The sequence below is a fragment of the Kluyvera sp. 142486 genome (assembly GCF_046569695.1).
Classification (GTDB): Bacteria; Pseudomonadota; Gammaproteobacteria; order Enterobacterales; family Enterobacteriaceae; genus Kluyvera.
The window spans coordinates 361,746-376,763 of sequence record NZ_JBKHUI010000001.1 but is presented as its reverse complement, the minus strand read 5'-3'; the positions used below and the strand labels follow the sequence as shown (position 1 = coordinate 376,763).

Genomic DNA, 15,018 nt, shown 5'->3' with positions numbered 1-15,018 from the left:
ATAGCCATGATCAGAACTAGGGCTGGAGAATGTGCGTGGTCATTGCGGTGGTTAATCCTGCTGATGCCATTGCTTTGCTGGAAAGTGCAAGCCGACAGCCTGTTTGATCCTGAAGATGGCATGCTGGATATGAGTCGCTACCTGCAGGATAACCAATATGGTTTTTTACCCATCCCCGTAGTCATTACGGAGCCCGCCGTGGGATACGGCGGCGGGTTGTTTGGCCTTTTTTTGCATGGCAAAGGTAAACGTGAGGATGGACGCTTTATTCCTCCGCCTATCAGCGCTTTTGGCGGCGGTGGAACCCAAAATGGCACCTGGTTTGTGGGGGGCGGGCATCGCCATACCTGGCAGGACGACCATATTCGTTATCTGGTGGCGGGGGGGTATGCGGATATTAATCTGGATATTTATACCGGTGATGTGATTGGCTTTGGTCACAACAAGGCGATAAATACCGAAACCAAAGGCTACGGCGGCATGCAAAAGTTGCTCTTTCGCCTTGGTGATACGCCTGTATTCCTCGGCGCCTCGCAGTTTTGGGCCAAAATGGATATCTCCGCCAAAAATAACCCCGTTATCGACAGCATCTGGAAGCGTGTGCTGGGAGAAAGCAGCACCTCCTCGGCTTTCGGTATCGTTGCGGAATATGACACCACGGATAATCTCTTTTGGCCCGGTCGCGGCGTCTCTCTTTCGGGGGAATACCAGGTCTATGGCAGTGTATTAGGCGGGGATTACCAATACGATTTGCTGACCCTGGACGGTAAGACGTTCCTGCCGCTTAATCCTTCCTGGACGCTGGCTCTCGCTGGAAATTATCAAAGCCTTTCCCATCAGGATAACCACCTGCCGCCGATGGCACGGCCCTATATCGCGCTAAGAGGGATCTCCCGTTATCGCTATCAGGGAAATGATGTTGCCACGGTCCAAACGCAGCTAGCCTGGCAGGCTACGCCGCGCTGGATCATTCAGGGCTTTATTGGTGCCGGGAGCGCTGTAGATACCTCATCCGATCTGTTTCACAGTGCAGAGGTCGCCTGGGGTACAGGATTTCGCTATTTGATTGCCCGTGAGTATGGGTTACGCACCGGGGTCGATATCGCGTTTAGCGATAACGAACAGGCGGTTTATTTCAACGTAGGCTCAGGGTTATAAGCGAGCTGCAGGAAAGGTGAGGCGCTTAATAATGAGATGGAAGCATACTGTTTTGCCATTGCTGTTGATATCAGGCGCGGTAACAGCAGCTGACGGTGATGACCATACCTTTCCTATCTGGGGGGACGAGGCCAGAGCGCGTGGCTATTCCATTCCATTGCCCTTTGGTATCAACATTAACTATATGAATATGCGCCAGAATATCGATGTTGATAGCATCAGTTTTTCAGGGCTGGCGCTGGGAAATCATCCTATTCCAACGGACATGTTTAATATTGATGCCGGGCATACACGAGAAAAAAGCAAATCAGAAACGGTGCGTCTCGATATGTGGGTTTTCCCCTTTCTGAATGTGTACGGATTAGTCGGGCACTCCCGGGGATCGTCCGTCTCCAACGTATCCGTTGATGCGGATCCCACGCGTTATACAGGCGTTGACCGGCTGATAGCCGGGGCCGTGCATCAGCTTTATCAAAGCGGCGATCTTCAGAATATTGATTTCAAACTTGATTTTAAAGGTACAACCTTTGGTACCGGCGTCACGCTGGCTGGGGGATATGAAAATTGGTTTGCGCTGGTGGACACCAACTATACGCGGACGGATTTCGATATTCTTGACGGAAAAATTTCGGCATTAACCGTCTCACCACGCATCGGATATCGCTTTAATCTCCAGGGACCTGTGGGGCCATCGCATCTGAGCGTCTGGTTAGGAAGCATGTATCAGGACGTTCAGCAGGAGTTCAAAGGGAGCCTTTCAGACCTGAGTATGCCCGCGGCACTGCAGCCCTTAATTGATGCGGTCAATCAAAACGGTGAAGGGCGCTTTGATGTGAAACAGCGTCTGACGTCACCCTGGAATGTACTGGTGGGTAGCCAGTATGAAATTACGCCGCACTTTAATTTCCTGACGGAAATTGGCTTTAACGAGCGGAACAGCTTCTTTATTGCTGGCGAATACCGCTTCTGATGATAACCAGACCTCTTATTCTGACGGGGCTTATGCTGCTGAGTTGTCAATCGGGGGCGATTTCTCTCGATAGAAAACCAGTGGATAACCTGCTGACAAAGCTAGGAGCAGACAATCAATACGATCCGGCGAAAGGAATTAACTGGAGCGTGCTGCCTGGCCCTTTCTATACGCCTGAATTAAAACTGGGGCTGGGGATGGCCGTGGCGGGGATTTACCGCGTTGACCCGTCCGATGGCACGACGCAAAACTCATCGCTGTCTTTCACCGGGTTCGTCAGTTCGAGCGGGGCATTAGGCGTTGGCCTAAATAATTACACCTTTTTCACCGACGATCGCTGGCGACTGTTTGCTGATGGCTCAATTGCCAAAGTGCCCACCAGTTTTTGGGGGATAGGCTACGATGCCGCACAGGGCGGTGAGCAGAGCTACACCAATAATTCTGTCAGCCTGCATCCGGTGTTACTTCGTGAGGTGGTCGATAATCTCTATGTAGGCGCTGGCTGGGACTTTTCATCCATGCAGGCGAGCGTAGAAAATGCCCATCCTGGAGACGTTTTTTCCCTCTGGCAGGCCGATCCTTCGCCGCTTTCTTCCGGGGCGTCGGTGGCGGTGAACTACGATTCTCGCGACGTGGTGACGCGCCCTGAACATGGGCAATTTTTTAAGATGGAATATACCGTCTATGATCCGGCCCTGGGCTCAGGTACCCACTTCACGGCGACAGAACTTCAGTACGATTATTACCATCTTCTCAATGAGAAAACCGTATTAGCGTTCGATCTCTGGGGCCGTTTTACGCGCGGCGAGGTACCGTGGGATAAGCTGTCGATGGCGGGTGATGACCGGCGATTACGCGGCTACTACCAGGGGCGATATCGCGATAAAGATGTGGTGAGCGGGCAGGTGGAATATCGGCGCAAACTCAACTGGCGACACGGCTACGTACTTTGGCTAGGGGCCGGGGCGTTGGGAAATGATGCCGGTGATTTAAGCCATCATCCGCTGCTTCCTACTGCTGGTATAGGGTATCGGTTCGAGGTTAAACCGGCGATGAATATCAGGCTTGATCTTGGCTTTGGCAGAGAGAGCGCAGGCTTCTATTTTCAGGTTGCAGAGGCATTTTGAATGGGTAAATGGCTATTGTTGCTGCTCGTTGTTATGGCGGACGCACAGGCAAACGACGGGTTATTATCGCTAAAACAGGCCAGTCAAGTCTCCCCCGTAGTGGCGCAGCTTCACGCACCGGAATCGCTGCGCCCGTGCTGTGCGTTCGGGCACGACCTGCACGTACGTGCGATTGGCGTACCGATTCCCTTCTATCAGATTGGTAATGTGCTCGCGCTGGATACACTGGGAGACCATCAATACAACGATAAAGCCTTCGGCGCGGTTAAAAATATTATCGGGTTGAGCAAAGAAGAGAACGGGCTGGTCTATACCCATCGAGGCGGTTTTATCGACATCGCCCACGTTCGCGATACGGCGGATAATACCTTCTTTCTTTTCTCCAAAATCCACCCAAAGTTAGGCCAGCGCTGGCGTTATTTTTACAGCAATGAACTGGGCGTCAGGCGCATACAGTTAAACGCCTTTCCCCCTCCGGCCGGGTTGAGTGCGCGCTATACGCTTGCGGCCTGGCTCGCCGGACGTCTAGCCTTTGAGTTGGCGCAGTGGCATGAAATTGCACAGTGGTACGGATTCCAGTCTGTGCCCGGTTTTTCGGAGGAGATTTCCGCCTTTTCGCCGGAAGATCTCTATTCTAATCTGCTCGGTGCACGCATTGCGGTTGCATTGATTCTGCAAGGTAAAGCCGGAACCGTCGATGACTATAATGCGGCGATGACGTCGGCGCTGAAAGAGGCGCTACTGAGCCTGGATATTGCGACTCGTACTGAAACTGAGCGGAAGTTTCGCGAACTGGATGGGGATTGGTGGAACAGTAAACGAAGAGTGCCGGATAAATTTCTGGTGTTAAAAAGAAACTACAACCTCAATATCAACCGCTTACCCACGCCAGTTGCCAATGAAAGCGCTCAGCCGCTGATGTTAACCTTTCCTGCCGTGGTTGAAGGGTATCAACTCTCACAGCTGGGTGCGCTTGAAATTTATCCGGGGAAAGAGATGCTGTTGCTTCCGCCACCCAAATCCTTCTACAGCCCACAGCAGTTTCAAAAACTGGCCGATAAAGCCGCGCGTTCGGATAAGGTACTGCTTGAGAGGATAGAGAAATAATTAAGGCCACAGTCGTGGCCTTAGGCTGTTATTTTCGACGATGGTCTTCGTCAATACGATAGCGTATTAGTTGAAGCCAAGACGGATCAAATCCAGCGGGCAATAGACGCCATCGCAACCCTCAATTTCAACGGAGTCTGTACGGCGAATTTGCTCAGCCGTTTTACCTTCACCGTGAATTGACCGGATAACGCCCGTCGCGCCATTGTTAGCAATCATGACGCGGCTGCCGATAGTGATAGCGTTACGGTTACGATCGTAAGTTTTCATCGTCTCCTCCTTTCACATTTCAAGACGGGATACATTTGCGGTGTGAATTAATACCGCTGTGACACGCGTCATGTTTTGAGCTTCGTCAATAGAGTGGTTATTTTTAGATGGAGCGCTTACGGAGTGAAAAACGAGTCAGGATTTCCGATAGCTGACAAACCACAGCACAAACCCGCCAGCCGCGCCAACGCCGGCCATGCTGAGAAAGAGAAGGGCATGAGAGAGGAAATAGTCAGCCAGCGTCATTCGTCCACTCCACACATCTTCAGTTGAGTCACCAATCGCAAAATCAATGAAGACCAGCACGAAGACGAACATGAGGGCATAGGTGATCATCATGTAGCAAAGCGCGTAAAGCTTGAAATCAGTCTTGCTGCTCACGAATGTGCCCCGGTGTGGTTTGAGCGGGTAAGATAACGTATTGCGGGAAAGATGCCTAGACGAGCCATTGGAAAGTCTTAGCAGACAAGTTGCCACCGCATCGCCAGAGGGCGAGAATTTCGCTATGATCCTCCCTCCTTCGCAATGCTGGCCGCCTGATGTCTACGATTATTGATACCTTTATCGCTCCACCGTGTTCCGCCGAGATAGAGATCCTCTATGAAGATGCGCATTTGTTACTTATCAATAAGCCTAGCGGATTGCTGAGCCTATCGGGTAAGAATCCGCAGAATCTCGATTCAGTACACTATCGGCTGGTTAAGGATTTTCCCGGCTGTACGCTGGTCCACCGTCTTGATTTTGGCACCTCCGGGCTAATGGTGGTGGCGCGCAACAAAGAGATGAACGCCGCGCTGTGTCAGCAGTTTAGCCAGCGTAGCGTGTCTAAGGTGTACACAGCGCTGCTATGCGGTCATCTGGAATATGACGAAGGGATTATTGACGCGGCGATTGCTAAGGATCCGGCGCTGTTTCCGCGCATGACGATTTGCCCGCTGCAGGGAAAACCGGCACGGTCACATTACCGGGTTGAAGCGCGTTTTTTCCAGCAGGGGAAAGAGGGAACGCAATTGCCGTTGACGCGGGTTACCTTAACGCCGGAAACCGGGCGCACGCATCAGTTGCGTATTCACTGCCAGCAGTTGGGTCATCCGATTTTAGGTTGCGATCTGTACGGCGGGCTATTGATGGCGGGCATCGAGGGTGTGCCCAGGCTGATGCTGCACGCCAGCGAGCTGACTTTTGTTCACCCCATTAGCGGTGAAGCGGTCAACGCGCGTCATGCTAGCCCGTTTTAGACATTAAAAAAGCCCGTCAGGGCTTTTGGTAAGAAGTTGGCGAGGTGATGTTTACCACATCAGATCGTCAGGGATTTTGAAATCAGCGTACGGATCGTCTTCGTCCTGCGCTTCCTGGCTTAGGACGCTGTGCAGAACAATACTGCTGGCATCGCGCTGAGCGATTTTTTCCGCCACGACCGCCGGGATAATCGCGTATTCGCTCTCACCGTTGCTCTGGGTTGCCAGACGCGCGATGGCGAGACGCCCGTTAATTAGCTGGCTTTGCGTCAGTTTATCGACGGTGATTTTTTTGATGATGCTGCCGTCGGTGAAGTTAAAGCTAATATCGCCTCGGCCCGGCATGACGCGGTTCATTTCAATCAGCTGTTTAACCTGCGCTTTATACTCTTTGGATAACACGGCCTGCTTTTGCTGCTCGCTGAGCAGTTTATCGCGCTCAATCTGCGCCTTTTTATTCTCTTCGACCGCTTCTCTTGCCTCACGAGCCTGAACGCGCGATTTTTTCGCCGTACGCTGAACCTTGGCCACTTTTTTACTGGAGACTAATCCCGCTTTTAGCATCTGCTCTTGTAAGGTAAGTTTTGTCATTTTCGCTTCTGAATAGGATGAATAATGGCGGGGATTATACCCGTAATTTTTGTCACGATGCCAGATTATAGGTCTCGAGAGCCTGGTTGTCCGGCGCCCGGTTGGCATTTCGCGCCTTTAATGCCCTGTTATTCATTGTGGTGATGAATGCGTAGCCGCATAATAGCGGCCAACCTCCGCAGGTGCGGGGTTAAGCGCCAGCTTTTTCTGGTGATGAAGGAAACACAATGGAAAGGCGTAACTTTCTGAAAGGTGCCGCGGCACTCTCCACCCTTGGGCTGGTGAGCCCGGTTTTTGCCAAAACCGAAGCCGTTGCGAAGCCTGCCGTCTCATCTTCCGGCAAATATCGCCGTTTTGTGATGACCCAGACCTACAGCCTTAAGGCTCCGCTGGGCTCTTCCGGCAAGGTCAATTTGTGGATCCCCATCCCGGAAGATACCGCCTTCCAGCAGCTGCTTGACCTCTCCTTTAGCGGCAACTATCAAAGCGCGACCCTGAATGCCAATAACCGTTACGGGGCGAAAGTCCTGTTTGTGACCTGGCCTGCCTCCAGCGGCCCGCTGGAGATCAAGGTCGAAATGGAGATTGAAACTCGCGATTGGGAAGTGCTGAAAGACAATCGCCTCGCCGACTGGCAGCTGCCGGTGGAAGGCGCGGTGATCCCTGACGAAATCAAGCCGTTCCTGCAGGCGACGCCCCATATTCCCGTTGATGGTCTGGTCAAAGAGACTGCGCTGAAAATTATCGGCAGCGAAAAAGCGCCGCTGAAGCAGGCGCGTCTGATTCATGACTGGGTAAGCACGCATATGCACCGTGACGATGCGGTGATTGGCTGTGGTACCGGTGACGTGGGTGAGATCCTGAAAACCGGTAAGCTGGGCGGCAAATGCACCGATATCAACTCGGTGTTTGTGGCCCTGTGCCGCGCGGTCGGCATCCCGGCGCGTGAAATGTTCGGTATTCGCCTGGGCGCGAGCCGCAAGCTTGATGGCTACTCCAAAAAAGCCTTCGGCAGCGCCGATGCGCAGGGCGTGGCAAAAGTCAGCGGCGGCCAACACTGCCGCGCGATGTTCTGGCTGGCCGGCTTCGGCTGGATGCCTGCCGACCCGGCTGACGTCACCAAAATGCGTCTGACCGAGAAAAAAGAGAACGGCGACCCGGCGGTGACGGCGGTGAATGACTACCTGTTCGGCAACTGGGAGATGAATTGGGTGGGCTTCAACCATGCGCGTGACTTCGCGCTGTCGCCAGCGGCAGAGCAGGGTGACGTTAATAACCTGGGCTACCCGTACGCCGAAGTTGATGGCGACCCGCTGAACTTCTACGATCCTGCGGCGTTTAGCTACGATTATGTCAGCGTCGAACAGCATTAAGGGCGGCGTCCTGACGCTACTGGCGGCGATCGTCGCTGCCGGTGCCTCGACGCTGTGCTGCATTGGGCCGCTGCTGTATCTGCTGTTCGGTATCTCGGCGGCGGGGCTGGTGGGTATTCCCGGCGCATCCTGGCTGCAGTTCCCGATGATCGTCGTCGCCGTAGGGCTGATGGCGCGCGGATTCTGGCGTTTGCATTTGTCGCCGAAGCCGGTGTGCGTCAACGTGGTGAGCCGTCGGGTGCTGGTGTGGCTCTACTGGCTGTCGGTGCCGCTGGTGCTGGCGCTTATCACCTATCCTTATGTTCTGCCCTGGATTTGGGAGTGGATGGAATGAAAAAAGCAGTATGCCTGGCGTTGATGCTCTTTACGCCGCTGGGTTGGGCCGCCGATAAGTTAGTTACTATTGATATCGGCGAGATGAACTGCCCGCTGTGCGTGATTTCGATTAACCAGGCGCTGCGGACGACCGATGGGGTGATTAAGGCGAAAGCATCGCTGAAAACGCGTCAGGCGGAGGTGGTGGTGCCGGAGAATTTCGATAACCAACGGCTGCTGGCGGCGATTGCCAAAACCGGGTTTAAGGGTGAGATTCACGGGGAAAGTGCGGTGCAGTGAGGCAGGGCTGGTGTGGATAAAAGAAAACCCGCTGTTGGCAGCGGGTTTTTTGTTGCATTAGAACTGGTAAACCAGGCCTACGCCAACGATGTTGTCGGTAGAGATACCGTTTTCCTGGTAGAAGGAATCGTTGCCGTCCAGCAGGTTGATTTTGTAATCAACGTAGGTGGACATATTTTTGTTGAAATAGTAGGTTGCGCCCAGATCCAGGTATTTAACCAGATCTTTATCGCCAACAGAGTTGGAGCTAACGTTAGCGTTAGTAGCGGTGCCGTACAAATCTTTACCTTTGGACTGCAGGTAAGAAATTGCCGGACGCAGGCCGAAGTCGAACTGGTACTGTGCAGTAACTTCAAAGTTCTGGGTTTTGTTTGCTACGCCATCATTACCATACGGGGTCATGTTGTTGGTTTCAGCATACATGGTTGCCAGGTAGATGTTGTTAGCGTCGTATTTCAGTCCCAGAGTCCATGCGTCAGCTTTATCGCCTTTAGCATTCGTGTTAACGATCTGATCGTTAGTACGATCAGAAGTTGCATACGCAGCAGAAGCGCTTACGCCCATACCTAAATCGTATGAGGTAGAAACACCAAAACCGTCGCCATTATCGTAGCGCACATCACTATCACCGACATTGCCGCGGTTGTTGGTTCCAACATCATCGGTGCCTTTGCTTTCGTTTTTGCCCTGATACTGCAGAGCAAAATTCAGACCATCAACCAGACCGAAGAAGTCGTTGTTACGGTAAGTCGCAACACCGTTAGCACGGCCAGTCATGAAGTTGTCTGCATTGGTATAGGTATCGCCGCCAAACTCTGGCAGCATATCGGTCCAACCTTCAACGTCGTACAACACGCCGTAGTTACGACCGTAGTCGAATGAACCGTAGTCGCCGAATTTCAGGCCAGCAAACGCCAGACGGGTCCAGTTGTTAGCACCATCACCTTCAGAAGAGTTTGCCTGAACGTTATATTCCCACTGGCCGTAACCAGTCAGCATATCGTTAATCTGAGTTTCGCCTTTGAAGCCAAAGCGGACGTAAGTCTGGTCACCGTCTTTTTTGGAATCGCTAGAGAAGTAATGCAGACCATCTACCTTGCCATACATATCTAATTTGTTGCCGTCTTTATTATAAACTTCTGCGGCATGAGCTGCGCCTGCTGCTAACAGCGCAGGGATAACGAGGGCCAGTACTTTTCTGTTCATTGAAATTATTCCTTTAGTATTTTTATTCGCGCACTTCCACTCAAATGGAGGAAGTAAGGCAATGCTAAAGGAGAGCTATCTGAGATGGTAAATAACATTTGTTACAACATAAGTAAAATCTAAAGAATATAATTCTCATGAAATGATGATAATTTTTGTGAATGATTGCGATCGAAATATATAAAATAAAAATTATACAAAGAATATTCGCTGCCTTAAGCTATCTCCGTTATATGCCTTTTTGTCACACAACGTATTTAAGTTGCCGTGTGCCATTTTCATTCTTCGTCATATAAAGTGACAAGCCCGAACCCTCATTCGGGCTTTTTTTATTTCTCTTTTATGGGTTTCTTTTCATTGGCTTAGGGTGGATGTGATTGACGTTAAACCGTAGGCTGGATGATTAATAGTCATCTTTTTTTGCGCACTCAACGTGCGATAAATTTGCGTGTGACGATGGGTGGATTTAAATAAATGGTGAAAAATTAGGGTAGGGGAGAAGAGAGTTTAGTGCGTAGAGAATATCCTGACCCACCGTAATAAAACTATTCCTGATACATTGTCAGGGATAGGTGTGAGGTATTTTATACATATTCGATTAAATAGTGTGATCGAGTGCATAAAAACAAATGTAACGGTGCTGGCTAAATGAGTCGTTATTTTACATGCAAAAAAAACCGCCTTCATAAAGAAGGCGGCTGTCGATTATAAACGTTATTCCTGCGGCGTGGTCTTCTCAGCCTTCCCGGCCAGTTGCGCGAGGAAGTCATAGCGCTTTTGCAGGTCCTCTGCCGCGTCTTTCCACAGCTGCTCGGCCACTTCCGGCTGCTGGCTGTTCAGACGACGGAAGCGCTGCTCGTTCATTAGCGTTTCGGCCAACGCGTCTGACGGTGGACGAGAATCCAACGCCAGCGGGATTTTACCTTCGTCAGCGCGACGCGGGTCGAAGCGGAACAGCGGCCAGAAGCCGGTAGCGGTAAGCTGACGCATCTGATCGTGGCTTAGCGCCAGATCGTAGCCGTGCTCTTCACAAGGGCTGTAGGCGATGATCAGCGACGGGCCCGGATAAGACTCGGCTTCCTGAATCGCTTTTACCGTCTGGTTGAGCTGCGCGCCGAGTGAAATCTGCGCCACATAAACATGACCGTACATCATCATGCTGACGCCCAGGTCTTTACGCGCTTTGCGTTTGCCGTGCTCGCCAAACTTGGTGACCGCGCCAAGCGGGGTCGCTTTGGAGGCCTGGCCGCCAGTGTTGGAGTAACACTGGGTATCCAGCACCAGAATATTGACGTTCTCGGTCAGGCTCATCACGTGATCCAGACCACCGAAGCCAATATCGTAGGCCCAGCCGTCGCCGCCAATCAGCCAGATAGACTTCTCTACCAGCGCATCGGCGTCGGTCAACAGCTCCTCAGCACCCTCGACACCTTTCAGCGCGCCGCGAAGCTGTGTGACCTGTTCGCGACGGACATCCGGTGTGGCATCAGCGTGCAGCGCGTCGTTCAGCTCAGCCGGAATATGTTCGGCAAAACCGTCCAGCAGTCGCATCACGCGCTGACGATGCTGATCGACCGTTAAGCGGAAGCCCAGACCAAACTCGGCGTTATCTTCAAACAGCGAGTTGGCCCACGCGGGGCCGCGACCGTTGGCATCGGTCGTGTACGGCGTGGAAGGCAGGTTGCCGCCATAGATAGAAGAACAGCCGGTGGCGTTGGCAATCAGCATGCGGTCGCCGTACAGCTGGGTCAGCAGTTTGATATACGGCGTTTCGCCGCAGCCGGAGCAGGCACCGGAGTATTCAAACAGCGGGGTAATCAGCTGCGAGGTACGAATATCGATACGCTCCAGCTTGCTGCGGTCGATTTCCGGCAGGTCGAGGAAGAAGTCATAGTTTACTTTCTCTTCTTCAACGTGCTCCAGGCGGGATATCATATTGATGGCCTTAATGCTTGGATCCTGACGATCTTTTGCAGGGCACACTTCCACGCACAGATTACAGCCGGTGCAGTCCTCAGGCGCTACCTGCAGAACGTATTTCTGACCGCGCATATCGCGGGACTTCACGTCCAGAGAGTGCAGGGAGGCCGGCGCGTTTTCCATCTCTTCCGGGGAGACCACTTTGGCACGAATCGCCGAGTGCGGGCAGGCGGCGACGCAGTGGTTACACTGGGTACAGAGATCCTCTTTCCAGATAGGGATCTCTTCGGCAATGTTGCGTTTCTCCCAGCGGGTAGTACCCACAGGCCAGGTACCGTCCGGCGGCAGCGCCGAGACCGGCAGCGCATCGCCAAGCCCGGCGAGCATCGCGGCGGTCACGGTTTTGACGAAATCTGGGGCCGCGTCGGACACCACCGGTGGGCGGTTAGGGCTGGTGGCGTTAACCTGCTGCAGCGGCACTTCAAACAGCGACTCGCGTGCCAGCGCCAGCGCCTGCCAGTTACGCTCAACCAAATCCTGACCTTTACTGCTGTAGCTTTTGGCGATAGCGTTTTGCAGTTCCATCAGCGCGCTATCGCCCGGCAGGATCTGCGTCAGATGGAAGAACGCCATCTGCATCACGGTGTTAATACGCGCGGCCAGCCCGCATTCACGGGCGATTTTCGCCGCGTTAATCACGTAGAAGCGCGCTTTTTTCTGGTTCAGTACGGCCTGGACTTCCTGCGGCAGACGCCCCCACACTTCATCGGCGCTGTAAGGGGTGTTGAGCAGGAAAATGCCGCCGGGCTTCAGGCGCTCGGCCATCTGGTATTTATCGATAAACTGCAGCTGGTGGCAGCCAACGAAATCGGCCTGCGCCACCAGGTAGGCGGAGCGAATGGGTGTGTCGCTCACGCGCAGGTGAGAGACCGTCAGGCCGCCGGCTTTTTTGGAGTCGTAGACGAAGTAACCCTGCGCAAACCAGGGCGTCGAGTTACCGATAATTTTAATGTTGTTCTTGGTAGCCGAGACGCTGCCGTCACTGCCAAGACCGTAGAACAGCGCTTCCAGACGTGCGCGCGACGGCAGCGTATTTTCCGGCAGCGGTAGGGAGAGGTTGGTGACATCGTCATAAATGCCGACGGTGAAGCGCGGTTTTGGTTTCGCTTCTGAGAGTTCATTAAAGATAGCCAGCACGCAGTCCGGGCCAAACTCTTTCGACGACAGGCCGTAGCGGCCGCCAATCACGCGCGGCAGGGTTTCACGCTCACCCTGATTAAACGCTTCCGCCAGCGCAGTCATCACGTCAAGGTACAGCGGCTCGGCCAAGGCGCCAGGCTCTTTGGTGCGATCGAGTACGGCAACGCTACGCGCGCTTTCCGGCAGCGCCTGCAGTAAATGCTGAGCGGAGAACGGACGATAGAGACGCACTTTCAACACGCCGACTTTCTCGCCGCGGGTCAGCAATTCGTCCACCACCTCTTCACAGGTACCGATGGCGGAGCCCATGATGACAATCACGCGTTCGGCCTGCGGATGACCGTAATACTCGAACGGTTTGTAGTGACGGCCGGTGGCGTCGGCGAAGTCAGCCATCGCCTGCTCAACGTGGTCGTATACCGCGTTGTACCATGGGTTAGTCGCTTCGCGAGACTGGAAGTAGGTGTCCGGGTTTGCGGAAGTACCGCGAATCACCGGATGTTCCGGGTTCAGCGCGCGGGCGCGGTGCGCGGTGATTTCATCCTGCGGCAGCAGGTCGCGAATGGTGTTATCCGACAGCGGTACGATTTTGTTGATTTCGTGGGAGGTGCGGAAGCCGTCGAAGAAGTGAATAAACGGCACGCGGCTTTTCAGCGTGGCGATATGCGAAATCAGCGCAAAGTCCTGCGCTTCCTGAACGCTGCCGGCACACAGCATCGCGCAGCCGGTCTGGCGGATAGCCATGACGTCGGAGTGGTCGCCGAAAATCGACAGCGCGTGGGTCGCTACGGTACGGGCAGCGACGTGCAGAACAAACGGGGTCAGCTGACCGGCCAGTTTGTAGAGCGTTGGGATCATCAGCAGCAGACCCTGCGATGAGGTGAAAGAGGTCGACAGCGCACCGGTTTGCAACGCGCCATGCACGGCGGCAATGGCGCCGGCTTCAGACTGCATTTCGACCACACGTGGGACATCGCCCCACACATTTTTAAGCCCATTCCCCGCCCATGCATCAGCCTGCTCGGCCATGGTTGAACTCGGCGTGATCGGGTAAATGGCGATGACTTCACTGGTTCGGAACGCCACTGAGGCGACCGCACCATTACCGTCAATTGTGATCATTGGTTATGACACCTTACATTGCGCAGAAAAGTGGCCCACGGGCATACCGAAGACCGGAAATTAATCCTTAATAGACACATCGCTCTTGTCGATGATGTTAGATGAAGTTTAGCAAACCCCGCGCTGAATCATTTTTGCTTTTGTGTCCTTGGTGGGCGTCTATATCAATGACGCGAATGTTTTTAGCCACAAAATTGCCAGAAAATGTTTCTAAGGTGCATAAATGCGCGCTTCCTCTCTCGACGAGCGCGGCTGCGCTGCCTATGATGCATAGGTTTGTTCCTATTTTTGCGATTCGGAGGGAAGTGATGCGAGCTGCTTTTTTTGTCGGGTGTGCGGCGCTTTTATTATCCGCGTGTAGCAGTGAACCTGCCCAGCAGGCCACGGCGGCGCACGTGACGCCAGGGATGAGAGCGGCAATGTCCAGCTCAGGCGAAGCAAACTGCGCGATGATCGGCGGAACGCTTTCTGCAGCCCGCCAGCTGGACGGGTCCAGCATTGGGATGTGCGCGCTGCCAAACGGTAAGCGTTGCAGCGAGCAATCTCTGGCGGTAGGAAGCTGCGGTAGCTACTGAGTGTTAACTCACCAGGTCGGCGAGTTTGAAGGTCAGCGTTTGATCGGCGGTTGCCAGCGTCAGCTGATGTTCAGTTAAATCGACCTGGGCACCCTGGCGGAGCATGTTGCTGAGCGTCGCGTCAAGCTGGTTAAGCTGCGCGTCGCTGCAGAGCTTACGGGTCATTGCCAGTTCGGAGGCCTTTAGTTCGCCGTTGCGGATTTTTGCGGTTCCGGAGAAGCGGTTACACATCTCGCCGGAGAGATAAATGTTATTTAATAGCGGCTGCTTCTCACCAAAGCTCACTTCGAGCGGAGCGCCATTGCTATTGACGGTCTTGCCATTCACGCTTTCCAGTACGAAACGGTGATGCTGTAGCTGATCGCCGCCGGTCGACATTTTGCTGTTATAGACGCAGCCTGAAAGCAGAGCGGCTGCGGCCAGCAATAAAAACACTTTCTTCATTGCACAGGACTTCTTATAGATATATTGATCAGGTGAATACTACTGAGGGATAACTGTACAGCGAGAGGGGGTTTCTGGACTTGGCGGAAAATGCTTCTCGGG

General features: G+C 53.4%; 15 protein-coding genes. 9 read left to right on the top strand and 6 right to left on the bottom strand.

Features of this window, described 5'->3' with window-relative positions; genetic code table 11:
* The first annotated feature begins 63 nt into the window (after positions 1-63).
* Genes ACLGE8_RS01885 through ACLGE8_RS01870 form a run of 4 tightly spaced genes read left to right on the top strand, consistent with a single transcriptional unit; the run spans position 64 to position 4,362 of the window.
* Positions 64-1,158 carry a BamA/TamA family outer membrane protein gene (locus tag ACLGE8_RS01885; RefSeq protein WP_410996109.1) on the top strand — a complete coding sequence of 365 codons (1,095 nt, stop codon included), beginning with the start codon at positions 64-66 and terminating at the stop codon, positions 1,156-1,158.
* Between the two features lie 31 nt (positions 1,159-1,189).
* On the top strand, positions 1,190-2,128 hold the full coding sequence (locus ACLGE8_RS01880; RefSeq protein WP_410996009.1) for a hypothetical protein: 939 nt from the start codon (positions 1,190-1,192) through the stop codon (positions 2,126-2,128).
* Positions 2,128-3,255, top strand: a complete 1,128-nt coding sequence (locus ACLGE8_RS01875; RefSeq protein WP_410996008.1) for a BamA/TamA family outer membrane protein — start codon at positions 2,128-2,130, stop codon at positions 3,253-3,255. Before ACLGE8_RS01880 ends, ACLGE8_RS01875 begins: the two co-directional genes overlap by 1 nt.
* The gene (locus ACLGE8_RS01870) at positions 3,256-4,362 is read left to right on the top strand and encodes a DUF4056 domain-containing protein (protein ID WP_410996007.1); all 1,107 of its coding nucleotides are present in this window, start codon (positions 3,256-3,258) and stop codon (positions 4,360-4,362) included.
* 66 nt (positions 4,363-4,428) lie between these two features.
* Here ACLGE8_RS01870 and ydfZ read toward each other — a convergent pair whose 3' ends face one another.
* Positions 4,429-4,632 (bottom strand): putative selenium delivery protein YdfZ, encoded by a 204-nt coding sequence (gene ydfZ, locus ACLGE8_RS01865; RefSeq protein WP_185668649.1) that lies wholly within the window; start codon positions 4,630-4,632, stop codon positions 4,429-4,431.
* 135 nt (positions 4,633-4,767) lie between these two features.
* The gene (locus ACLGE8_RS01860) at positions 4,768-5,013 is read right to left on the bottom strand and encodes a hypothetical protein (protein ID WP_410996006.1); all 246 of its coding nucleotides are present in this window, start codon (positions 5,011-5,013) and stop codon (positions 4,768-4,770) included.
* A 158-nt stretch (positions 5,014-5,171) separates the two neighbouring features.
* Between ACLGE8_RS01860 and ACLGE8_RS01855 the strand changes: the two genes are divergently transcribed.
* Positions 5,172-5,870: an RluA family pseudouridine synthase gene (locus tag ACLGE8_RS01855; RefSeq protein WP_410996005.1), complete on the top strand. Its 699-nt coding sequence runs from the start codon at positions 5,172-5,174 to the stop codon at positions 5,868-5,870.
* Positions 5,871-5,921: 51 nt separating this feature from the next.
* Here the strand turns inward: ACLGE8_RS01855 and ACLGE8_RS01850 are convergent, their stop codons facing one another.
* Positions 5,922-6,461 (bottom strand): DUF2058 domain-containing protein, encoded by a 540-nt coding sequence (locus ACLGE8_RS01850; protein WP_410996004.1) that lies wholly within the window; start codon positions 6,459-6,461, stop codon positions 5,922-5,924.
* A 227-nt stretch (positions 6,462-6,688) separates the two neighbouring features.
* Here ACLGE8_RS01850 and ACLGE8_RS01845 point away from each other — a divergent pair, with 227 nt between their 5' ends.
* Genes ACLGE8_RS01845 through ACLGE8_RS01835 form a run of 3 tightly spaced genes read left to right on the top strand, consistent with a single transcriptional unit; the run spans position 6,689 to position 8,449 of the window.
* Positions 6,689-7,834: a transglutaminase domain-containing protein gene (locus ACLGE8_RS01845; protein WP_410996003.1), complete on the top strand. Its 1,146-nt coding sequence runs from the start codon at positions 6,689-6,691 to the stop codon at positions 7,832-7,834.
* The gene (locus ACLGE8_RS01840) at positions 7,812-8,168 is read left to right on the top strand and encodes a hypothetical protein (RefSeq protein WP_185666090.1); all 357 of its coding nucleotides are present in this window, start codon (positions 7,812-7,814) and stop codon (positions 8,166-8,168) included. The genes ACLGE8_RS01845 and ACLGE8_RS01840 overlap by 23 nt, the downstream gene beginning before the upstream one ends.
* Positions 8,165-8,449, top strand: coding sequence for a heavy-metal-associated domain-containing protein (locus ACLGE8_RS01835; protein ID WP_410996002.1), 285 nt, complete (start codon positions 8,165-8,167; stop codon positions 8,447-8,449). The genes ACLGE8_RS01840 and ACLGE8_RS01835 overlap by 4 nt, the downstream gene beginning before the upstream one ends.
* 57 nt (positions 8,450-8,506) lie before the next feature.
* On the opposite strand, the gene ompC is transcribed toward ACLGE8_RS01835, so the two are convergent.
* Entirely contained in the window at positions 8,507-9,655 is a 1,149-nt protein-coding gene (gene ompC, locus ACLGE8_RS01830) for a porin OmpC (RefSeq protein WP_410996001.1), read from the bottom strand.
* Positions 9,656-10,369: 714 nt separating this feature from the next.
* Positions 10,370-13,897 carry a pyruvate:ferredoxin (flavodoxin) oxidoreductase gene (gene nifJ / locus ACLGE8_RS01825; protein ID WP_410996000.1) on the bottom strand — a complete coding sequence of 1,176 codons (3,528 nt, stop codon included), beginning with the start codon at positions 13,895-13,897 and terminating at the stop codon, positions 10,370-10,372.
* Between the two features lie 308 nt (positions 13,898-14,205).
* Here nifJ and ACLGE8_RS01820 point away from each other — a divergent pair, with 308 nt between their 5' ends.
* Positions 14,206-14,472 carry a DUF333 domain-containing protein gene (locus ACLGE8_RS01820; RefSeq protein ID WP_410995999.1) on the top strand — a complete coding sequence of 89 codons (267 nt, stop codon included), beginning with the start codon at positions 14,206-14,208 and terminating at the stop codon, positions 14,470-14,472.
* 3 nt (positions 14,473-14,475) lie between these two features.
* Here the strand turns inward: ACLGE8_RS01820 and hslJ are convergent, their stop codons facing one another.
* Positions 14,476-14,916, bottom strand: a complete 441-nt coding sequence (hslJ, locus tag ACLGE8_RS01815) for a heat shock protein HslJ (RefSeq protein ID WP_410995998.1) — start codon at positions 14,914-14,916, stop codon at positions 14,476-14,478.
* Positions 14,917-15,018 lie beyond the last annotated feature (102 nt).